19 protein-coding genes and 1 tRNA gene are annotated in these 21,511 nt (G+C 32.6%); 9 read left to right on the top strand and 11 right to left on the bottom strand.

The genetic code is table 11. The annotated features are described in order from the left end of the window. Nucleotides 1–197 precede the first annotated feature (197 nt). Entirely contained in the window at nt 198–881 is a 684-nt protein-coding gene (locus tag ACY3IT_RS09700; RefSeq protein ID WP_463082741.1) for a Crp/Fnr family transcriptional regulator, read from the top strand. Nucleotides 882–887: 6 nt separating this feature from the next. Beyond that, nucleotides 888–1,799 carry an RluA family pseudouridine synthase gene (locus ACY3IT_RS09695; protein ID WP_463082740.1) on the top strand — a complete coding sequence of 304 codons (912 nt, stop codon included), beginning with the start codon at nt 888–890 and terminating at the stop codon, nt 1,797–1,799. Here the strand turns inward: ACY3IT_RS09695 and ACY3IT_RS09690 are convergent. From ACY3IT_RS09690 to ACY3IT_RS09680, 3 genes are read right to left on the bottom strand one after another with little or no spacing between them, the layout of a single operon-like run. Next, the gene (locus ACY3IT_RS09690; RefSeq protein WP_463082739.1) at nt 1,749–3,512 is read right to left on the bottom strand and encodes an Rqc2 family fibronectin-binding protein; all 1,764 of its coding nucleotides are present in this window, start codon (nt 3,510–3,512) and stop codon (nt 1,749–1,751) included. The two genes, ACY3IT_RS09695 and ACY3IT_RS09690, sit on opposite strands and share 51 nt — an antisense overlap. Before the next feature lie 3 nt (nt 3,513–3,515). Then, nucleotides 3,516–4,460 carry an aldo/keto reductase family protein gene (locus tag ACY3IT_RS09685; RefSeq protein ID WP_463082738.1) on the bottom strand — a complete coding sequence of 315 codons (945 nt, stop codon included), beginning with the start codon at nt 4,458–4,460 and terminating at the stop codon, nt 3,516–3,518. A gap of 15 nt (nt 4,461–4,475) precedes the next feature. Then, nucleotides 4,476–4,772: a hypothetical protein gene (locus tag ACY3IT_RS09680; RefSeq protein WP_463082737.1), complete on the bottom strand. Its 297-nt coding sequence runs from the start codon at nt 4,770–4,772 to the stop codon at nt 4,476–4,478. Nucleotides 4,773–4,918: 146 nt separating this feature from the next. Between ACY3IT_RS09680 and ACY3IT_RS09675 the strand changes: the two genes are divergently transcribed. From ACY3IT_RS09675 to ACY3IT_RS09660, 4 genes are all read left to right on the top strand, one after another. After that, on the top strand, nt 4,919–6,109 hold the full coding sequence (locus ACY3IT_RS09675) for an ROK family transcriptional regulator (RefSeq protein ID WP_463082736.1): 1,191 nt from the start codon (nt 4,919–4,921) through the stop codon (nt 6,107–6,109). Between the two features lie 95 nt (nt 6,110–6,204). Beyond that, on the top strand, nt 6,205–7,449 hold the full coding sequence (locus tag ACY3IT_RS09670; protein WP_463082735.1) for an ABC transporter substrate-binding protein: 1,245 nt from the start codon (nt 6,205–6,207) through the stop codon (nt 7,447–7,449). A 63-nt stretch (nt 7,450–7,512) separates the two neighbouring features. Continuing rightward, the gene (locus ACY3IT_RS09665; protein ID WP_463082734.1) at nt 7,513–8,400 is read left to right on the top strand and encodes a carbohydrate ABC transporter permease; all 888 of its coding nucleotides are present in this window, start codon (nt 7,513–7,515) and stop codon (nt 8,398–8,400) included. Further along, on the top strand, nt 8,400–9,242 hold the full coding sequence (locus tag ACY3IT_RS09660) for a carbohydrate ABC transporter permease (RefSeq protein WP_463082733.1): 843 nt from the start codon (nt 8,400–8,402) through the stop codon (nt 9,240–9,242). The genes ACY3IT_RS09665 and ACY3IT_RS09660 overlap by 1 nt, the downstream gene beginning before the upstream one ends. A gap of 45 nt (nt 9,243–9,287) precedes the next feature. Here the strand turns inward: ACY3IT_RS09660 and glgP are convergent, their stop codons facing one another. Continuing rightward, entirely contained in the window at nt 9,288–11,000 is a 1,713-nt protein-coding gene (gene glgP, locus ACY3IT_RS09655; RefSeq protein WP_463082732.1) for an alpha-glucan family phosphorylase, read from the bottom strand. A 256-nt stretch (nt 11,001–11,256) separates the two neighbouring features. Here glgP and ACY3IT_RS09650 point away from each other — a divergent pair, with 256 nt between their 5' ends. Both ACY3IT_RS09650 and ACY3IT_RS09645 read left to right on the top strand, forming a co-directional pair. After that, entirely contained in the window at nt 11,257–12,042 is a 786-nt protein-coding gene (locus ACY3IT_RS09650) for an SHOCT-like domain-containing protein (RefSeq protein WP_463082731.1), read from the top strand. A gap of 99 nt (nt 12,043–12,141) precedes the next feature. After that, nucleotides 12,142–14,583 (top strand): beta-mannosidase, encoded by a 2,442-nt coding sequence (locus ACY3IT_RS09645; RefSeq protein ID WP_463082730.1) that lies wholly within the window; start codon nt 12,142–12,144, stop codon nt 14,581–14,583. On the opposite strand, the gene ACY3IT_RS09640 is transcribed toward ACY3IT_RS09645, so the two are convergent. The 3 genes from ACY3IT_RS09640 to ACY3IT_RS09630 all read right to left on the bottom strand — a co-directional run bounded on the left by ACY3IT_RS09640 (nt 14,560) and on the right by ACY3IT_RS09630 (nt 16,360). Continuing rightward, on the bottom strand, nt 14,560–15,093 hold the full coding sequence (locus tag ACY3IT_RS09640) for an archaemetzincin family Zn-dependent metalloprotease (protein WP_463082729.1): 534 nt from the start codon (nt 15,091–15,093) through the stop codon (nt 14,560–14,562). The genes ACY3IT_RS09645 and ACY3IT_RS09640 overlap by 24 nt on opposite strands. A gap of 44 nt (nt 15,094–15,137) precedes the next feature. After that, nucleotides 15,138–16,133, bottom strand: coding sequence for a glycoside hydrolase family 130 protein (locus ACY3IT_RS09635; protein ID WP_463082728.1), 996 nt, complete (start codon nt 16,131–16,133; stop codon nt 15,138–15,140). A gap of 152 nt (nt 16,134–16,285) precedes the next feature. Then, nucleotides 16,286–16,360, bottom strand: a tRNA-Asn gene (locus ACY3IT_RS09630). A gap of 154 nt (nt 16,361–16,514) precedes the next feature. On the opposite strand from ACY3IT_RS09630, the gene ACY3IT_RS09625 reads away from it, so the two are divergent. Continuing rightward, nucleotides 16,515–17,855, top strand: coding sequence for a GH1 family beta-glucosidase (locus ACY3IT_RS09625; protein WP_463082727.1), 1,341 nt, complete (start codon nt 16,515–16,517; stop codon nt 17,853–17,855). An 18-nt stretch (nt 17,856–17,873) separates the two neighbouring features. On the opposite strand, the gene ACY3IT_RS09620 is transcribed toward ACY3IT_RS09625, so the two are convergent. From ACY3IT_RS09620 to ACY3IT_RS09605, 4 genes are all read right to left on the bottom strand, one after another. Further along, nucleotides 17,874–19,010, bottom strand: a complete 1,137-nt coding sequence (locus ACY3IT_RS09620; protein ID WP_463082726.1) for a putative DNA modification/repair radical SAM protein — start codon at nt 19,008–19,010, stop codon at nt 17,874–17,876. A gap of 206 nt (nt 19,011–19,216) precedes the next feature. Then, nucleotides 19,217–19,570 (bottom strand): FtsB family cell division protein, encoded by a 354-nt coding sequence (locus ACY3IT_RS09615; RefSeq protein WP_463082725.1) that lies wholly within the window; start codon nt 19,568–19,570, stop codon nt 19,217–19,219. After that, entirely contained in the window at nt 19,548–21,293 is a 1,746-nt protein-coding gene (gene pyk, locus ACY3IT_RS09610; RefSeq protein ID WP_463082724.1) for a pyruvate kinase, read from the bottom strand. The genes ACY3IT_RS09615 and pyk overlap by 23 nt, the downstream gene beginning before the upstream one ends. After that, on the bottom strand, nt 21,272–21,511 hold the full coding sequence (locus tag ACY3IT_RS09605; protein WP_463082723.1) for a hypothetical protein: 240 nt from the start codon (nt 21,509–21,511) through the stop codon (nt 21,272–21,274). Before ACY3IT_RS09605 ends, pyk begins: the two co-directional genes overlap by 22 nt.

Here is a 21,511-nt window from a genome sequence, read left to right as displayed (position 1 = left end):
GAGAGAGTTTCTCCTTGTAATTCTTTTTTAAGATACAAATGTAATTTTAGCAAATATACCCTTAATATACAAATTGAAAAAATTTTTTCTTTGATATCTAACAATTAGTTTTTATCTTAATCTGAAAAATGGCAATTTAAAGGGTAAGAGTTAAAAATAATGTGGTTTTTAATCCTTTATTATTATATAATTGAATTATGGATTTGAAGGAATTTCTTAAAGGGGTCCCTATATTTTCAGATTTTTCTGAAGAAGAATTAAATAAGCTATTAGAGATAGCTAAGAAAAAAGATTTTAAAAAAGACACTGTCATCTTCCAAAAGGACGAAGAAACGGGTAATTTCTTCTTTTTGATATGTTCTGGAAAGATAAAAGTTATTTTAGAGACGGAGGAAGGTAAAGAAGGAATTCTTTCCATTCTTTATCCCACTGAGTTTTTTGGAGAGATGTCTCTTCTTGATGGTGAGCCAAGGTCTGCTACTGTAGTGGCTTTAGAAGATACATCGGTAATGATAATAAATCGCGAAGATTTCTTAAATCTACTTTATAATCATCCTCAAATAGCCCTTAAGATATTAAGAACTCTCTCTTTAAGATTAAGAAAGGCTAATAGGCAGATTGAAACTCTAATGTTTCTTGATGCTCCAGGCAGAATAGCCAGAGTGATAATTGATATAGCAATGGAGAGAGGTCATCCTATAAAGGATGGAATACTTATTGATTTAGATTTTACAAGACAAGAACTTGGAAATATTGTGGGTATTTCTCGAGAAACAGCAATTAGGGTGCTTAAATCTTTTGAAGATGAGGGTATAATTGATATAAAGAAAAATCATATTCTTATAAGAGATATCTCTAAGCTTAGAGAAAAAATATATTAATCAGGAATGGTAGAGTATCAACTCATAGTAGAAAATAAGGATGAAATTGATAGAATAGATAAGTATTTAGTTAAAAAAGTTCATCTTTCCCGTTCTCAGATTCAAGTTCTTATAGATGAAGGTTATGTAAAGGTTAATGGATTTATAGTTAAAAGCAGTTATAAGGTTAAGCCTGGAGATATTATTAATGTGATAATTCCTCCTCCTGAAAATACTGAAATTATACCTAAGGATATACCCATTCAGATAATTTACGAGGATAATGATCTTTTGGTTATAAATAAGCCACGAGGAATGGTTGTGCATCCTGCCCATGGTCATTATCAAGATACCCTTGTAAATGCTCTTTTGTATAAAGTAAAAGATCTTTCAGGAATAGGAGGAGAACTAAGACCTGGAATAGTGCATAGATTAGATAAAGATACAACAGGACTTTTAGTGGTAGCTAAGAATGATTTTTCTCATCAGAAATTATCTGAGCAATTAAAGAATAGAACTCTAAAAAGGGTATATTGGGCTTTATGTGAGGGGGAGATTCCTTGGGATGAAAAAAGGGTAGAACTTCCAATGGCAAGGCATCCAGTTTACAGAAAGAAAATGGCTATAGTTTATAATGGTAAGATATCTATTACTAATTTTAAAGTTTTAGAAAGGTTTAAGGGATATACTTTGGTATCTGCAAGTTTAGAGACAGGAAGAACTCATCAAGTTAGATTACATTTATCCCATTTGGGCTTTCCAATTGTAGGTGATGAGATTTATGGTAGGATTGATAAGAGATTTGGTGTGAAAGGTCAGCTTCTTCATGCAAAGGAGATTTCTTTCATACACCCGCGAACGTATGAAAGAATGAGTTTTTCTGTCCCTTTACCATCTGACTTTGAAAGAGTCCTTAAACTCTTGAGACAAAAATATTAAGGCTTCTTCAGGTTTGGCAAAAATGGTTTTTTCATTTTTATATATTACAAAACCTGGCTTAGCTCCTTTAGGTTTTTGCAAATATCTTCTGAAGGTATAATCAACAGGTACATAGGTGGAATTTCTTCCTTTACTAAAGTAGGCAGCTAAAGCTCCTGCTTCATATAAAGTGCTATCTGGAACTTCCTTATCTTGAGCCTTGATTATCACATGAGCACCTGGAATTCCTCTGGCATGTAACCATATATCTTCAGGCTTTGCTAAATTAAAAGTTATATAATCATTTTGTTTATTGTTCTTACCGACATAAATTTCAAAACCATCGGAGCTTATAAATTTGTAAGGTTCCGATTTTTTGATTTTCTTTTGGCTTTTCTCTTTCTTTTCTTTTATATATCCTTCCTTTTCAAGTTCCTCTTCTATTTCCATTAGTTCTGAGAGGGAATTTGCATTTTCAATAGAAAATTCAATAGAATTTAGATAAAACAATTCTTCCTCTAATTTACTTTTATAATCTTTCAAAATAGAGATTCCTCTTTTAAGTTTTTTATATTTTTTAAAATATTTTTGGGCGTTTTCAATAGCAGATAGACTTGGATCTAATTCTATTTCTATATATTCATTAGGATTATAGGGATTAAGAAAGGTTACTTTTTCAAGCCCCTTTCTTATTGAGCTTTGGTTAAGAATAAGAATTTCTCCTTTTATTTTAAAGATTTCTGAATCTTCGCCTTCTTTTATTTGAGAATCTAACTCTTTTATTTTTTCCTCAACCTTTTCTATATTGGTTTTTATAATTTCCAACAATCTATTTTTTTTCTGAGTGAATAATGCTTTTTCAAAGGCATAAGAATATATATAGTCTACCAATTTATAGACCTTATCAAACTCTTTTTTCTCTAAATCTTCATACTCTTTGAGGGGAAAAAGGGAGAAAGTAATAGGTTCACCATTTATTAGATAGGCGATAGGTTTGAATTCTCTTCTTATTATTTTTTCTTTGATATTTAAAAGTCTTTCTTTTAATATATTCTTCTCTGTTAGAGTAAGTATATTTGCCATCTTATTTCCTATATCTTCTATAATTTCATTTACTATATGAGGATTCATATGGGATATTTCTTTTAGTATGAGATCTCTTATTGGGATGTCCTTATTTAGAAGACTCTCAAGTTTGTCTTCCGTTAATTCTGAGATAGGTATCTTTATGCTTTTAGGGGGATAAATATAGTTTGCTCCAGGTATGACTTCTCGAAATCTGTTTATCTCACTTGGAACATGTTTTATGGCATCTATTATTATATTATTCTCATTTACCAGTATGAGATTACTATATTTTCCCATAAGTTCTAATATTACCTTTTTACTTTCTTCAGGAAAGGTTTTAATCTTAAATTCTATAATTCTTTCTTGGGGTATTAGGTAATAATCTAAGATTCTTCCCCCCTCCAAATGTTTTCTTAAAAGCATAGAAAAGGAGGGGGGTTTTGATGGGTATGGGAAATTTTTTCTGGTTAACTGTATTCTATATAATTGGGGATGAACAGAGAGAACTAAATTATATCTTCCATTATGAGGAGAATAAATTTCCCAAAATATGTCAGTGCTTCCTATCTGATATATTTTTTCAATGATAGAATCAATTATTATATCTTTTGTCTCCTCATAAAAAACTTCTAATGTTAGTAGATCAAAGCTTACTTTTAAATTCATTTTTTATTTAGGTGCATTAGCAAGAATCTTTTCTATTTCGTCTAAAACATCAGGAGATAAAGTAATGTCACCTGCTTTTAATGTTTCTTTAAGTTGTTCAGGTCTTGTGGCACCTACTATAGCGGAAGTTATTTCAGGTCTTCTTAATATCCAAGCTAAAGCAAGCTGGGACATAGTTATTCCTATTTCTTGGGCTAATTTTGTTAATTTTCTAACTTTTTCTATATTTTCTTCATTTAGTTCATTCTTAAGCCAATCGCTCCATTCTGCTCTGCTTCCTGCAGGGATTCCATTATTATATTTTCCAGTTAATATTCCTTGGGCAAGAGGAGAAAATACTGTAATACCTATTCCATGTTTTGCACATGTGGGTATGATTTCTGGCTCTATATGTCTATCCAGCATATTGTAGCGAGGTTGTTCTACTTGAGGTAAGTAAGCATTGTATTTAATGGCAGTACCTACTGCACTTTCAATTTGGGCAGCTGTCCATACACTGGTTCCCCAATATAATATTTTACCTTGATGAACAAGATCATCCATAGCTCTTACAACTTCATCGATGGGAGTTTCAGGGTCAAATCGGTGACAGAAATATAGGTCTAAATAGTCTACTCCAAGTCTTTTTAGAGATCCATCTATAGATTCCATAATGTGCTTTCTTGATAGTCCCCGATCATTAATATTATCACTCATAGGCCAGTATACTTTACTGGAGATAACAAGATCTTGTCTTCTAAAGTCCTTTAATATTTTACCGACTACCCTTTCTGCTTCTCCTTTTGCGTATACATCTGCAAGATCTATAAAATTTACACCATTATCTATTGCTGTAAATATACATTCCCTTGTACGGTCATAATCTACCTTCTCTCCAAAGGTAAGCCATGCTCCAAGTCCAATTACGCTTAACTTTATTCCTGCTCTACCTAATTTTCTATATTGCATTTTGGAAACCTCCTTTTATAAATTTTTTATTTCTAAAATTTCTCCATTTTCGGTTTCTTTTGAAAGTATACTCCAGTTTGGTGAAAACTCAATATGTAGTCTCATTAAGTTGGGACATTTTGTTCCTAATACATCTTTGTATAGATCATATTTTATAATCTGATCCGTTTCCCCAAATTCAGGATTTGCTTCTTCCTTAGGTCTTATTCTTACATCTATGATTTCTCCACATCTTTTACATTTTACTGATACAATGAAACTTTGAGATAGAGTGGTTGTGGAAGAGAAAAGTTTTTTAAGCCAATTAAACATTTCTCAAAGACCTCCATTTTTATTCAGATTTTTCATATTTCTATTTTAACATTAACAAAGATATTATTGACAAATTAAACAGATTGTTGTTAAATTATAGTAGAATTATTTTCAATGAGGAACTAATAGAAAGGAAATTAGTATTTATGGTATTTATAAGAACAGGAAGAGGTAGTAGAGCGAATCAGCAAAGGGAAGTTAATAAAACTATAGTTTTAAATGCTTTTTTGAGATGTAGAAATATCTCTCGTACAGAACTTGCCAGAAGGTTTAGTCTTAGTAAAAGTACAATTACAAGGCTTATAAACAGTCTTATTTCTGAAGGAATGATTGTAGAGATTCAACCTTATGTAACCAAGAGGATTGGTAGAAGGGCTATAATGTTAGGGTTAAATCCTGATTATCGGAATGTTATAGCTATAAAAGTAGGTGTTACTCATTCTACCATTGCAAGGGTTGATTTCTCTATGAAAATAAGGTCTGTAAAAAGTTTTGTAACGCCCAAAAATCCTAATGAGTTTATAGATAAAGTAGTTCAATATACAAAGGAGCTGTTCCCTGATGGTCTTGGTAAGACTCACGCTATGGGTATAGGAATTCCTGGAATAGTGGATAATACTTTTAAGAATGTAGTAGTAGCTCCCAATATTAATTGGAGGAATTTACCCCTTGGAGATATGATAACAGAAAGATTCAGAAGGGAATTTTCTGTTGATATTCCTGTGAAAATGGATAATGAGGCAAATATGGCAGTGGTTGCAGAAGGAATGTTGGGGGAAAGAATAGAATTATCTGATGCAAATATTGTGTACATATTTATAGGAGAAGGTGTGGGAACAGGACTAATATTAGAGGGGAAACTCTATCGTGGGAAGGCAAATACAGCAGGTGAATTTGGGCATATGACAGTAAGTAGGAGTGGAATAAAGTGTAAATGCGGAAATTTGGGATGTTGGGAAAGATATGCATCTTTGGGAAGTGATAATGCGAAAAAGGCTGGATTTGATCTTGAAAAAGAATTTGCCGAGATTCAAGATGAGAAAGTTTTAGATTCTTATATTGAGGATATAAGTATTGGAATAATAAATATAATAAATGGTCTTAATCCTGATGTAATTATCCTTGGTGGTCCACTTATAAAGAACGATACAAAGGAGATTTGGGAAAATATAAGACAGAAACTGGTTGATATAGTAAGGCGGAAAAGTATAACTGAAGATGCTGGCAAAGTTAAGATAGAGCTTACTTCTTTCCTGGAATATCCTGCAGAGCTTATTGGAGCAGGTATTTGGGCTTTCTGGGATATATTTGAAGGGCCAGTACTTTCAACTATGTAAGATAATGTATATTTAAACCCCACAAAAAAGGAGGTGTCTATCCTAATATCCTTTATCCTTAGATTCTAAAATTCTATTTGGGGGGAGGTTTTATTATGTATCGTAAAATTTTAAGTCTTTTGTTAATCTTTTTAGTACTATTGACTTTTACATCCATTGCTCAATCAAAAGGTAAATTAGAAATTTTTAGTTGGTGGACTGCAGGAGGAGAGGCTGAGGGACTTCAGGCTTTGATTGAAATTTTCCAGAAAAAATATCCTGGTGTAGAAGTTATTAATGCTACAGTGGCAGGAGGAGCTGGTGCAAATGCAAAGGCAGTTCTTAAGACAAGAATGTTGGGTGGAGATCCACCAGACACATTCCAAGTTCATGCAGGTCATGAGTTAATAGATACATGGGTAAAAACAGGGTTTATGGAGCCTATAACTTTCCTCTATAAGCAAGAAGGTTGGGAGAAAGTAATGCCAAAAGGTATACTTGACATTGTGTCTTATAATGGACAGTACTGGTCTGTACCAGTAAATATTCATAGAGCTAATGTATTATGGTATAACAAAAAGATTTTTGCAGAGAACAATTTAACTCCACCTAAGACTTTTGACGAGTTCTTTAAGGTAGCTGAAGTATTGAAAGCTAAAGGAATTATACCTTTTGCTCTTGGAACAAAAGATGGATGGGAAGCTGCTCATGTATTTGAGACTGTATTGATTGGAAAACTTGGTGCTGAGGGATATAAGGGATTATGGAATGGAAAAACAAAGTGGTCCGATCCTAAGGTGACTGATGCTTTAGAAACCTTTAAGAAAATGTTAAGTTATGTAAATTCTGATCACTCAGCAAGGACATGGGATGAGGCTTGTGCATTAATTGTAGATGGTTCTGCAGCTATGACTATCATGGGAGACTGGGCTGTCGGTTATTTCTATGCTAAGGGATTTGAAGATTTTGGATGGGTTCTTGCTCCTGGTAATGCTGGAGTTTTTGATGCTTTATCTGATAGTTTTGGACTTCCAAAAGGAGCTAAAAATAGAAATAATGTTATAGCCTTCTTGAAAGTTCTTGGATCAAAGGAAGGACAAGAAGCTTTTAATCTTAAGAAAGGATCAATTCCAGCAAGGACAGATGTTGATAAATCTAAATTCCCAGCTTATCAGAGATCTTGTATGGATGATTGGTTAAAGCATAAGATAGTTCCAAGCGTAATGCATGGTGCAGCCGCTTCTGAAGGATGGGTAACAGAATTTAAGGATGTGATTTCCCTCTTTGTGGTAAGACCAGATGTAAAGACTACCCAGAGAGCCCTTGTTAATGTGGCTATTAAAAATGGAGTAAAACAATAAGAGAATTTTTAAGGGGGGAGGGTTTTACTCTCCCCCTGATAACTTTTAAGGGTGGTGAAGATATTGCAAAAGGATAAATTGTATTCTTTTCTTTTTATTCTTCCATCAATCATATTGATAGCTATTTTTGTGTATTTTTTTATTTTTTGGACTGGATTTATTTCTCTTACTGATTGGAATGATATATTTCCAAGTTTTAGTATCGTTGGATTAAAAAATTACATAGAACTTTTTCAGAATCTTCGCTTTCAAATATCTATGAAAAATACATTAGTTTTTACAGCTCTATTTCTTATATCATCTTTAATTTTAGGTTTTCTTCTTGCCATCCTTTTAGATCAAAAGATAAAAGGAGAAAACATATTTAGAAATATTTATCTGTTCCCTATGGCTATATCTTTTGTAGTAACAGGTGTTATATGGAGATGGATATTAAATCCTGGTACTATAAATAATCCTATTGGGCTAAACCAAATCTTGGATAAAATTGGGCTTTCTTTCTTGAAAAGTGGCTGGTACACAGATCCAAAAATAGGAATAAAAGCTGTAGTTATAGCTGCAGTATGGCAAATGTCAGGATATGTAATGGCTATGTATTTAGCTGGAATAAGAGGAATTCCAAATGAATTATTTGAGGCAGCTCAGGTAGATGGAGCTAATATGTGGCAAGTTTATCGATATATTGTTTTACCTCTCTTAAGGCCAATAACCTTGGGTGCCATAATAGTTTTAGGCCATATATCTTTAAAAATTTTTGATCTGGTTGTTGCAATGACAGGATCTGGAGCAGGTTTTTCTTGTGATGTTCCTGCCTTATTCATGTATGATACTACCTTTAGAGGGAATCATTTTGCACAAGGAGCAAGTATAGCAATAATTCTTCTTTTAATGGTGGGGGTTTTAATTATTCCTTATCTAAAATATAGCCTCAAATCGGAGGTTAAGAGATAATGAGATTAGGAAGATTATTAATATATTTTTTCCTGATACTTTTTGCAATCTTTTACTTGACACCCGTATATGTGCTTGTGGTTACAAGTCTAAAAAGTTTTGCAGAAGTTGATCTTAAGACCATGTGGAGATTTCCCAAAACTATTAGTTTTGAAAGTTTTATACAGGCATGGAAAGGAGATCCAAAGAGAGGACTTAGGGGGCTTTCTCAGAATTTTATGAATAGTGTGTATTTGGTTATTCCTGCTACTATTCTTTCTGCCTTCTTGGGTTCTATGAATGGTTATGTACTTACAAAATGGAGATTTAAAGGAGCAGATATACTTTTTCCTATGCTTTTATTTGGTATGTTCATACCTTATCAAAGTATTCTTATACCTTTAGTGCAGGTATTACAGAAGATAAAACTTTATAGTACTATTCCAGGTCTTATATTTGTGCATATAGTATATGGTATTCCAATAACTACCCTTATTTTTAGAAATTATTACTCTACTATTCCTTCAGAACTGATAGAAGCTGCTAAAATAGACGGGGCAGATTTTGTTGGTATTTATAGGAGAATTGTTCTTCCAGTGTCTATGCCTGCATTTGCTGTGGTTATGATATGGCAATTTACTTCTATATGGAATGATTTCTTATTTGGACTTGTAGTTGCCCCTAATCCTTCTGTTCAGCCTATTACAGTAGCTTTGAATAATCTTGCAGGAAGTTATTTTGTACAATGGAATATTCAGATGGCAGGTGCTTTAATAACAGCTTTGCCTCCTCTTTTAGTATATATATTTCTTGGTAGATATTTTATGCGAGGCTTGCTATCAGGTTCTTTGTCAGGTATTTAATAAGAAAGGGGGAGCCTTTTAATATAAAAGCTCCCCCCTTTTTATTTATCTATTTTTAAAATATGCTTCTGTAATATATCTCTTCATCATCCTATGCGTATTGAAGTATGAGGCTAAATTAGAGATAGAGTTTTTCATGATTTTAATCCAATCATCGCAATGATGATAATAGGTTGGTAAAATTATATATTCAAGCTTATTATATAAATCATCAATTTCTTCTTGAACATGATTTTCTAAGCTTTTTTCCTCCAATGGTGAGGGACCAATGGACCAACCAGTATATCCTTCTACATGGCCTTCTATCCACCAACCATCTAGTACACTAAAGTTAATTACACCATTATGAGCGGCCTTCATGCCACTGGTACCAGAAGCTTCTAATGGTCTTTGGGGGGTGTTTAACCATACATCTACACCTGCTACAATCTTTTTAGCCATATCCATATTATAATCTTGTAAATATACAATTTTGATATCTTTTTCTAATTCTTTGATGTATTCATATATTTCTTTAATTAGTTTTTTACCTTCTATGTCTTTGGGATGAGCTTTACCAGCATAAACGATCTGAATAGGTCCTTTTCTTTTTACCTTTTTAAGTCTATTAATGTCAGAAAATAAAAGGTGGGGTCTTTTATATGCTGTAGCTCTTCTTGCAAAACCTATTGTTAACACATTTTCTTCAAATTTTACTCCTGTTTGGGCATATATATAATCTATAAGATCCCTTTTAGCTCGTTTATGGGCAAGCCAAATTTCCTCGCTTGGAATAAATTGGGCTCTTGTAAGAAGTTCGGGTTCAGTTGCCCATCCTGGAATATATTTGTCAAAAAGTTCTCGAAATGGGGTAGAAGTCCAAGTAAAGGAATGAACTCCATTAGTTATGGCATATATTCTATGGCCAGGGAACATGGAAAGAGATATTTCTTGATGCCTTTTTGCAACACCATTTATATATCCGGAAAGATTTAAAGCAAGAAGAGTCATATTAAGAACATTTTCTCCTGCGAATTTTTTAATTAAATCTATAGAGATATAATTTCCCAAAATTCTTGAAACAAGGTCGTATGTAAATTTATCATGTCCAGCCTCTACAGGAGTATGGGTTGTAAAAATACATTTCTCCTTGACATTCTCTACTACTTCTTCTAAGGATTTACCATTATTTAATTCATCTTTTAAAAGTTCTAAGGTGAGAAGAGCAGAATGTCCTTCATTTAAATGATATTTTCTAATTCTAAGTCCTAACTCTTTTAATACTTTTGCTCCTCCTATTCCCAATACTATTTCTTGCTTTAGACGGTAGGATAGATCGCCACCATATAGGATATCAGTAATAGTTTTATCTTCTTCAGAATTTTCTGGTAGATTGGTATCTAAGAATATGACAGGTACAACATGTCCGTGAATAGACTTCCAATAGTATACCCAAGGTTGAATATATACTTTTCTACCTTCAATTTCAACAAAGGTTTTAATTGGAAGAGGAGACATATATTTTTCTGGATCCCAGGTAGCTGGTTGTTCTATTTGAGTACCATCTTCTTTTATTACTTGTTTAAAATATCCTTTTCTACTTATCTGAGTAATTCCAATAAATGGAATGTTTAAATCAGCAGCTGTTCTTACTGTATCACCTGCTAGAACACCTAAGCCTCCACTATATGTTGGTATATCAGAAGTTAAAGCTATTTCCATAGAGAAGTAGGCAATAACCTCTTCTTTTTTTAAACGGTCAAATATGGCTGTATTCAATCTCTCATACCTCCCTTTTTTTGTTTTAAATTCTTCTTAATAATATAACAAAAATCATGCGACTTCAAATAGGTAAAATTAAACGAATATTAGAAGATAACAGGTTTTTATTAATTCTTAACACATGTTAGTTATATATAAAATATTTTACTTTTAGTAAAATATGATAAAATTTATAGATCTTAATATTGAAAAATATAAAATTTTATTTTATAATTTTTAAAAATCTATATTAATAAATGGAGGTATAAGGAATATGGATGATGAATTAAAAAGAATTTTAAAACTTTTAGAAGAAGGAAAAATAAAAGCTGATGAAGCTGAGAAACTTATTGAGGCTCTTGAGGAAAGGAAAGAATCAAAGAGGAAGGATAAATTTGGGTTTGTTAATATGGGAGAGATTGTAACCGATGCTTTAACTTCTGCTTTTTCTATCATACCGGGCGTTATAGTAAATAGTATGAAGGGGATAAAGCATGTAGATGAGGAATATGAATGGTCAGAGGATAAACCAATATTTTTAGAGATTACAGCAGGTGATTTAGGTATAGATGTTTGGCAAGAAGAAAAGATAAGGATAAAGGGAGAAGGTGTATTCATTTTAGAAGATAACTTGATTAAATTTTCTGCAGGAGATTTTAGTTTGAATTTACCGAAATTAAACACGGTTAAGATGAAAGTTTCCGCAGGGGATGTAAAGGGAAAATTAGTTGCGAAGGAAAGTGAGATTCTCATAAAAATGGGTGATGGTGATTTATATATAGAGAGTGAGAAATTTAGGGCTGAGGTAAATATGGGAGATTTGGATATTGTCTTTGCTAAAGCTCCCTCTCAAGGAGAATTAATTTGTAATACTGGAGATATGTCCATAGTACTTCCTGATGATTTTGATGGAAAATTAGTAGTAAAAGTTACGATGGGTGAAGCATCTGTCGAAAGAAGGCCAGATATGATTGTGAAAGGTGATACATATATATATGGGAATGGTGAGAAATCAGAAATTATTATAAGATGTTCAATGGGTAATATAAATATTAAATGAATTTATTATCCTAATACTCCCCTAAGGAGATTTTGATTTTTACAAGTTAATAAGTTATACTAAACAAAATTTTTATACCTTAGGGGAGGATTTTTAGTTATGGATGTCATTAAATTAGATGGTGAATGGGAGTTTAGAAATACAAAAGAGAGAAAATGGCTTAAAGCTAAAGTACCAGGTTGTGTTCACTTAGATTTAATGGATAATAATTTAATACCAGATCCTTTTGTGGGGGAAAATGAACTAAAGGTTCAATGGGTAGAGGAAGAAGATTGGATATATAGGAAAAAATTTAATATAGATAAGGATTTCTTAAAGCATTCTGCTATAGAATTGGAATTTGAAGGAATTGATACTTTTTCTGAAGTTTATCTCAATGGGAAGAAAATAGGAGAAACAGATAATATGTTTATTCCTTGGTGTTTTGATGTAAAAAATATATTAGTAGAGGGGGAAAATCTTCTTGAAGTGAAGCTTTTGTCACCTACAAAAACGCTTAAAGAAAGAGCAGATAATTATCCATATAAACTTCATGGAGGAGATTTTTCTCCCCGAGTTTTTGGTAGAAAGGCTCAATATTCCTTTGGATGGGACTGGGGACCAAGACTTGCTACTTCAGGTTTGTGGAAGTCAGTGAAAGTAAAGGGTTGGGATAAAGCGAGAATTTTAGATGTATGGGTTCCTTTAAGGAATTTAGGTAATCCTGCCCATATAAATCTGGAGCTTGATATAGAGATTCAACAAGCTATGAGTGTAGATGTGGCGTTTAGGATCTCACATAAAAAGCCTGTTTTGGAACAAAGATTAAGATTTACCCTCCCAGAAGGAAGAGTATTTTTAAAGATACCATTAACTATAAAAGATCCTAAACTTTGGTATCCGCAAGGATATGGTGAACAGAACTTGTATAAAATACAACTGATTCTTTTGGATGAGAAAGGTGAGGTTTTAGATAAAATAGAGGAAACTTTTGGAATAAGAAAAGTAGAGCTATATACAAAAGAAGACGAGAAAGGTGAATCTTTTATTTTCAAAGTAAATGATGTACCCATCTTTGCTAAGGGGGCAAATTGGATACCAGCGGATAGTTTTCTTCCAAGATTAAGAGAAGAAGATTATAGATTTCTTCTAACAAAAGCTAAAGAAATGGGAACTAATATGCTTAGAGTTTGGGGTGGTGGAATATATGAAAATGATATATTTTACGACTTGTGTGATGAACTTGGCATAATGGTTTGGCAAGATTTTATGTTTGCATGTGCGGAATATCCAGATGATGAGAAATTTTTAGAAGAAGTACAGAGGGAAGCAGAATTTGTTGTTAAGAGGTTAAGAAATCATCCTTCTATTGTTTTATGGTGTGGTAATAATGAGAATAATTGGGGCTATGTAGCAAAATGGTGGGGTGAAAGAGATAAGTTCTGGGGAGAGGAGATATATAGTAAAGTTTTGCCAGATGTATGTGCCAGACTTGATTTAACAAGGCCATATTGGCCAAGTAGCCCTTACGGTGGAAGGTATCCAAATAGTGAGGAGGCGGGAGATAGACATAACTGGGATATATGGCATGGATGGAAAGACTTTAAAGAGTATCTTAAAGATAATTCTAGATTTGTAAGTGAGTTTGGAATGCAGGCTCCTCCTGTTTCAGAGACTATCAGAAAGTTTATTACTTCTGAGAAAGAATATCATCCTCAAAGTAGGGAAATTGAATTTCATAACAAGGCTTATGAGGGTACAGAAAGAATATTAAGGTATATTTCTGGTTATTTTAAAATTACATCTGATATGGATGATTACATATATCTTTCTCAAATCATCCAAGGGTTAGCGTTAAAAACAGGAATAGAACACTGGAGAAATAATAAGTTCCATACTGCAGGAGCACTGATATGGCAACTTAACGATTGTTGGCCGGTAGTGAGTTGGAGCATAATTGATTATTATAAAAACTTGAAACCTTCTTACTATTTTGTAAAAAGGTCTTTTAAGAATCTGAAAGTAAATATAGAACCAAGAGACGGTAAACTTTTAATCTTTGTAGTTAATGATACCCTGCAATATTTTGAGGGTAAAATAGAATATGCATTTAGTACTTTTAAAGGAAAAAGGAGAGGTAAGAAGGAAACTGCTCTTGATCTTTCTCCTAATACATCTCTAAATGCTATAACAGTTCCTTTGGAAGAAGTAGATAAATATGGAGAATTTTTCTATGTACAACTTTTTGATGAAAAGGGTAATTTAGTTGATCAGAACGAATATTTCTTTGTTCCATTTAAACATTTAGAACTCCCTAAGGCAGAAGTTATTTATACTGTAGAGGAGCTTGACAAAGAAATATATAGAGTACTTTTGGAAAGTGATTTCATTGCTTTATTTGTAGCATTGGAACTTCCAAATGCGGAATGGGAAGATAATTATTTTACTATTTATCCAAAAGATAAATATGAGGTAATTTTTAGAGCTCCCTATACTCTTAAAGAGATAGAAGAAAATTTAAAAATTAAAGGATTGAATTTAAAAAAGGTAAGAAAGGCTTAATTTACAAATAGGACAGAAATTATAGCTTTTTCTATCGGTGTCTGATATAGAATTAGAAAAATGCATGACACACTCTGGGTTTGGACAATGGGAGAGACCCAGAGTGTGTCCAAGTTCATGGACCGATTCTTTTAAGGTGCGGATATATAAAATTTCATGATTTTTCGGTAATCTGTAGAAACTATTATCTAATCGTGCTATACTTACTAAGGCTTCTTTTCCATTAAGTTTTGCTTGCCCAAATATAAAATTAAGTCCATGGGTATATAAATCCACATTCGTTATTCCAAGGACCTTAAAACTATCGGGTATTTTTAATTTGGTAAGTATGTCAAGAAAAGGTAAAGAAAGGTATTGATTTCTTTCAGGATTGTAAGTATTGCTGGGTATAGGTAAGTTAAAGTATGTTTTTACAGGAAAAGGAATAATCTTAGGAAGATTTGCTGAAAGAAAGTCTAAAATATCTTTATCTATATTATCAAAAGGAACCAAATATATAAATTTTTCCATTTTTTTATAAAGAGGGAGAGGGATTACTCTCCCTCTTTTTATTTTTATTCATATTTTATTCCATCTTCTTTTAGAAAATCAATTATCTCATCCACATACGCAAAAGCAAGAGCAACTACTGTATCCGCACCGCCATAATAGATGGCAAGCCTACCTGTCTCAGCATCACATAAGGATGCACAAGGAAATGCTACATTAGGTACATCTCCTACACATTCATAATATTCTTGAGGGGAAAGTAGATAAGAACGAGCTCTATATTTTACTTTCCATGGTTTTTCTAAATCTAAAAGGGCAGCACTAAAGCTATATACATAACCATTACAAGAAAGTAATACTCCATGATAGATTAAGAGCCAACCCTCGCTAGTTTCTATAGGAGTAGGACCTGCTCCTATTTTAAGGGATTGCCATCCAGTAAGTCCTGCTGACATAACAAATCTATGACAACCCCAATGGATCATGTCTGGACTCTCGCTATAGAATATATCCCCAAAAGGTGTATGACCTCTGTCAGAAGGTCTGCTTAACATAGCATATTTGCCATTTATTTTTCTTGGAAAAAGTACTCCATTTCTATTGTAAGGTAAGAAGGCATTTTCTAATTGATAAAATTCCTTAAAATCAAAGGTATATCCTACTCCTATGGTTGGTCCATGGTAACCGTTACACCATGTAATATAATATCGATCTTCAATAAAAGTAACTCTTGGATCATATTTGTATTCACTTACCAATGGATCCTTAGTTTCTTGTATGAAGTTAATAGGTTCCTCTTCAATAGTCCAATTAATTCCGTCATCACTAAATCCGGCGTGCAAGTTCATTGATCTTGCTTTGTCGTCAACTCTAAAAACCCCTGCAAATTTTCCATTGAATGTAACTACTGCACTGTTAAATATGCTGTTTGCTCTTTTAATATGGTTCCTTTTGATGATGGGATTCTTAGAATATCTCCATACTACATCATTACAACCTTTTGGGCGTTCTTCCCAGGGTAAATTTGGAATCTTTTCTCCAATAATTTGGACTTTACCCATAATTTAAAGCCTCCTTTTTTTCTATTTATGTTAACTTAGATGTTCTGTTAAGTCAATAAATATCAGTGAAAATAGTAACATAAAAGTGGGGTTTTGATAATTGAAATTAATAATAAATTGGATTTAATTTATGGGGATAATAATAAATAAATTGGCTCCTCGGGCAGGATTCGAACCTGCAACCCGCCGGTTAACAGCCGGCCGCTCTACCGTTGAGCTACCGAGGAGCGAATAAGTTATTGTTGTAAAAAATTATATAAAAAACTTTTTGGAAAATCAAGTACTATATATTTTTTTAATTATTACCCTCTTCCCAAAAACTTTTTGCTTTAGTAATATATCAAAGGTTATGTATAAAACTTTGATAAAGGAGGATAAAAGATGCAAGAACTGATATTTCCTAAAGGCTTTTTATGGGGAGCTGCAACAGCGTCTTATCAGATAGAGGGAGCTTGGAATGAGGATGGGAAAGGAGAAAGTACTTGGGATAGGTTTTCTCATACTCCAGGTACTATTTATCAGAATCAGAATGGAGATGTGGCGTGTGATCATTATCATTTATGGGAGAAAGATGTGGATTTAATGAGTTATATTGGGCTTAAGGCTTATAGATTCTCTATTTCGTGGCCAAGAATTTTTCCAGAAGGAAAAGGGAAGGTGAATCCAAAGGGTTTAGCCTTTTATGATAAGCTTATTGATAGACTTCTCGAGAAAGGAATAAAACCTGCAATAACTTTATATCATTGGGATTTGCCTCAAACTCTTGAGGATATTGGTGGTTGGTTAAATAGAGATGTTGCAAAATATTTTTCTGAGTATGCTTCATTTCTGTTCTATAAATTTGGTGATAGGGTTGATTTATGGATTACATTAAATGAGCCTTGGGTAAATGCATTCTTGGGTTATGGTTGGGGTATACATGCTCCAGGGAAAAGAGATATGAAAGGGGCATTTATTGCAAGCCATAACTTTCTTTTAGCTCATGGTTATGCTGTCCAGATTTATAAAGAAGAAGGATATAAAGGAAGTATCGGTATAACTATTAATGTTGCTCCTGTATACCCTGAGAAAGATACAGAGGAGAATTTAATAGCTGTAGAAAGGCATGATGCTTTTTCAAATAGATGGTTTTTAGATCCTATTTTTAAAAAGTCTTATCCTGAAAGTGCTTGGAAGGTTTTAGAGAAAACACCTTGGGTTTTTAAAGTTGAAGAAAGAGATTTCGATATTATATCTCAACCTATAGATTTTATTGGAATTAATTATTATACCAGAAGTATTGTAAAAGCAAATTCTGAAGATCCTTATACAGGAATAAGTAGGGTTCAAGGTGATGGTGAAGTTACTGCTATGAACTGGGAAATATATCCTGATGGGCTTTATGACATTTTAGTTCAGCTATATAGTAGTTATAAAATTCCAATTTACATTACTGAAAATGGGGCAGCTTTTGATGATATCTTGCAGAATGGTAAAGTTAATGATATTAAGAGAGTTAATTATTTGAGAGAACATATTAAGAGAGCTTATTTTGCTATCAGAGATGGTGTAGATTTAAGGGGATATTTTGTATGGTCTTTAATGGATAATTTTGAATGGGGGCATGGATTTAGTAAGAGGTTTGGAATTATATATGTTAATTATGAAAATCAGGAAAGAATATTAAAAGAAAGTGCTTATTTTTATAAAGGGATAATTGAGCGAAATGGATTAGAAGATTAGCAAGTTAAAAGCCCTTCCTCAGAAAAGAGTAAGTTGATTTTTAGAAGAGGAAGGGCTTTTTCTATTTATAAGAATGAAATTTTTGCACTTTTCTATTGGAATTCCTATTTTCTTTAATTCTTTTAAATCTTTTATCTTATTTTCTCTTCTCGCTTTGATTATTCTTGAGGCAAAGGCTGGACCTATTCCAGGAATTCTTATGAGTTTATCATATGGTGCAGAGTTTATCTCTATAGGGAAAAATTCAGGATGATTTTTAGCCCATACTGTTTTAGGATCTTCATCCGGAGGTAAATTTCCATTCTCATTAAACACAAGTTCTTCTATATCAAAACCATATTTTCTTATTAGAAAATCAGCTTCATATAATCTTACTTCTCTCCAAGTAGAAGTAGGTGGAAGGTCGGATAAAGGAGTAAGGGGAATAGGCTGAAAAGCGCTAAAATAGGCTCTTGATAAATGATAATTTTTATAGAGATTGAAGGTAAGGTTAAGAATTTCTTTATCCCTTTCTTGTGATGCACCAACTACAAATTGAGTTGTTATACCTGCTTTTGTCCTTAACCCCTTTTTATATAATTCTTTTAAAGTTTCCAATTTTTGAAGAAGAAAATTAAAATTCTTTTCAGGCGCAATTTCTTTTAGATATTTTTCTGATGGGGCTTCCAAATTTATAGAAATTCGATCTGCATATTTTATAGCGGTCTCTATATAATCTAAAGAAGATTCTGGGAGTATTTTTAAATGAATATATCCTTTAAAATTGTGAACTTCTCTAAGTATTTCTACCGATTTTAGCATTTGTTCCATAGTATATTTAGGTGATTTAGTTATTGCGGAACTTAAAAATAATCCATCTACCAAATTCTTTCTATGAAGTTCTAAGAATAATCTAACAAGCTCATCTGCTGTAAGAGTTACTCTTTGAAATGGTCTATTAGCTCTGTTAGCACAATAATAGCAGTTATGAATACAATCATTTGAGAGTAAAATTTTTAAAAGTCTTACTGTCTTTCCATCAGGAAGGACTGTAGGATAGATCCAACCGCTTATGGATGGCTTTCTTTTTATGGCTTCTTGAGAACATAAAAAGGACCCACATAGATCGAACTTTGCTGATTCTGCTAATATTTCGATTTTATCGCTTATATGCATTTTGTCATCTATGAGGGTCCTTTTTTAAAATAAAAAAATATCAATTAAGCCTTTTTAAGTTCTTTTAAAAGTAGCTTTAGCCTTTCCTTTTTCCTTTTTTCTCTTGCCTTTCTTCTTTTCCTCTTAAGTATTACCCTCCATTGTTTTCCCATTTCTTTCACCCCTGCTATAAGTTTAGTTTTATCAAATGATATTATATCAAAATACTACTTTTTAAAAAGATCTATTATTTTATCCCAAAGATTTTTCTCTTCTTCTTTTTTCTCAATTATTAGGATTGGCTCTTCATTAGGTTTTGCCATAAAAAGTTTTTCTCTTGCAATTTTCTCTATTATATATGGATCATCTGTATTGTAAGCTATCTCTCTTAATTCTTTAACTTTTTTTTCAAGGACTGATTTTCTTTGATAAAGTTCCTTTAGTTTTTGGGAATAAGTTATATAATCTCTAATCCCCATATATATAGATGGGCTTAGATATAGAAAAAAAAGAACTAAAAGTATTTTGCTTATAGGATTTCTTTTCTTTCTGTCCTTTTTAAGATATTCTTGCCACCCCACGATATATTACTCCTCTTTCAGGGTCTATAGTTATAATCTCATTATCTCTTAATTTTTCAAAGAGATTTTTGGCTCCAACTATTATACCTAATCCCTTACTTCTCCATGGGATTAATGATGGTGGAATTTTTTCATCTTCAATAACAAGACCGACTAATTTGTCAAAGAGAGGTTCTATCTCAAGATCATAAGACTTTATCAGTAATATAGCTCCATCTATCTCTTTACTAAGAGCTTCCTTAGGGTTTTGAGCTAATATAACCTTGGCGGTTTTGGAATCTCCACCAAGTCCATGTCCTTGTCCTATGATATCACTTATTACATGTACCTTTATAAGATTTGTCATACCAGAGATTCCCATGGGTATACCAGCAGTGATTACAACTGTGTCTCCTCTTTTAACATATTCTTTTTGAAGAAGTAACTTGGTAGATTTTTCAAACATTTCATCGGTAGTGTAAAAAATCTCAGTTAAAAGTGGAATTACACCCCAAGATAGGTTGAGTCTTCTTCTTACTTCAGAAAAGTGGGTAATGGCAAATATGGGAGCATTGGGTCTATATTTTGATATTTGTCTTGCTGTAAAACCACTATGAGTAGCTGTTACAATTGCTGAAGCTTTTATTTCTTTGGCTATTTGGCATGTGGAGAAGGTTATAGCTTTAGTTATAGTAGTATTACAATCTGTTTCTTTTAAAAAATCGTCATATGGAAAGCTTTCTTCAACTTTCTTTGCAATTTTATCCATCATTTTTACGCTTTCTATGGGATATTTACCCATTGCAGTTTCGTTTGATAACATAATAGCATCTGTACCGTCTAATATGGCATTTGCCACATCACTTACTTCTGCCCTTGTGGGAGTAGGATTACTTACCATAGATATTAACATCTGGGTGGCTGTAATTACAGGTTTTCCTGCTAATCTTGTTTCCTTTATTATTCTTTTTTGAATTAAGGGAACTTCCTCATTTGAAATCTCTATTGCTAAATCTCCTCTTGCTACCATTATAGCATCTGCTACTTCTAATATTTCTTTAAAATTATTTACTGCTTCTCTTTTTTCAATTTTGGCTATTACAGGAATTTTGGCATCATGTAATTCAAGGAATTCTTTTAACTCTATTATATCTGAAGCTCTTTGCACAAAGGACAATGCAATGTAGTCTACCTTGTTTTCTATGCCAAATATGGTATCTTTTTTATCCTTCTCTGTAAGAGGTGAAACTCTTAATTTAGAGTCTGGGAAATTAACTCCTTTTCTTTCTGAAAGATAACCCCCATGAATAATTCCACATACTAATTTGTCTTCTTTTTTATCCATGACTTTTAATTCTATAAGTCCATCATCTATAAGTATTCTATCTCCAATATTTACATCCTCTAATAGATAGGGGTAGTTAACATAAAGAATTTTCTCGTTGCCTATAGTTTCCTTAGGAGTAAGATAGATTTCTTCTCCATCTTTGATAAATATTTTGTCCTTTTCTAATTCTCCTATCCTTATTTTAGGTCCTTGAAGGTCTTGAATAATAGGAATTGGTTTGTCTAATTCTTCTGAAAATTTTCTTATAAGTCTTATTCTTTCTCCATGGACATTATAATCTCCATGGGAGAAGTTTAATCTTGCCACATCCATTCCTGCTCTAATAAGTTCCTTTAATACTTCTTCTTTTTCACTGGCAGGACCTATTGTACATACTATTTTGGTCTTTCTAAACAACTTTTTTCCCTCCTTTGTTTAATATATATTTTAGTATTATCTGAGAGCGCTCCTTCTAATCCAATCTCAAAACCATCTTCATTAACAACAATATACTCCCCATCTATGCATTTTTTATAGATATCCATGTCATAAGAAATCAGGGCATGCTTTACTTGCATGCCCTGAAATACTTCTAACAATTTATTATTTACAAAAACCTTAATCTTTTCTTTCAA

It is taken from the genome of Dictyoglomus sp. GBS (genome assembly GCF_055179815.1).
This window is presented reverse-complemented; position numbering and strand designations above follow the sequence as displayed.

Coding starts and splice junctions, on each gene's coding strand:
- ACY3IT_RS09700 (WP_463082741.1), top strand. CDS start 198: ATGGATTTGAAGGAATTTCTTAAAGGGGTCCCTATATTTTCAGATTTT.
- ACY3IT_RS09695 (WP_463082740.1), top strand. CDS start 888: ATGGTAGAGTATCAACTCATAGTAGAAAATAAGGATGAAATTGATAGA.
- ACY3IT_RS09690 (WP_463082739.1), bottom strand. CDS start 3,512: ATGAATTTAAAAGTAAGCTTTGATCTACTAACATTAGAAGTTTTTTAT.
- ACY3IT_RS09685 (WP_463082738.1), bottom strand. CDS start 4,460: ATGCAATATAGAAAATTAGGTAGAGCAGGAATAAAGTTAAGCGTAATT.
- ACY3IT_RS09680 (WP_463082737.1), bottom strand. CDS start 4,772: ATGTTTAATTGGCTTAAAAAACTTTTCTCTTCCACAACCACTCTATCT.
- ACY3IT_RS09675 (WP_463082736.1), top strand. CDS start 4,919: ATGGTATTTATAAGAACAGGAAGAGGTAGTAGAGCGAATCAGCAAAGG.
- ACY3IT_RS09670 (WP_463082735.1), top strand. CDS start 6,205: ATGTATCGTAAAATTTTAAGTCTTTTGTTAATCTTTTTAGTACTATTG.
- ACY3IT_RS09660 (WP_463082733.1), top strand. CDS start 8,400: ATGAGATTAGGAAGATTATTAATATATTTTTTCCTGATACTTTTTGCA.
- ACY3IT_RS09650 (WP_463082731.1), top strand. CDS start 11,257: ATGGATGATGAATTAAAAAGAATTTTAAAACTTTTAGAAGAAGGAAAA.
- ACY3IT_RS09645 (WP_463082730.1), top strand. CDS start 12,142: ATGGATGTCATTAAATTAGATGGTGAATGGGAGTTTAGAAATACAAAA.
- ACY3IT_RS09640 (WP_463082729.1), bottom strand. CDS start 15,093: ATGGAAAAATTTATATATTTGGTTCCTTTTGATAATATAGATAAAGAT.
- ACY3IT_RS09635 (WP_463082728.1), bottom strand. CDS start 16,133: ATGGGTAAAGTCCAAATTATTGGAGAAAAGATTCCAAATTTACCCTGG.
- ACY3IT_RS09625 (WP_463082727.1), top strand. CDS start 16,515: ATGCAAGAACTGATATTTCCTAAAGGCTTTTTATGGGGAGCTGCAACA.
- ACY3IT_RS09620 (WP_463082726.1), bottom strand. CDS start 19,010: ATGCATATAAGCGATAAAATCGAAATATTAGCAGAATCAGCAAAGTTC.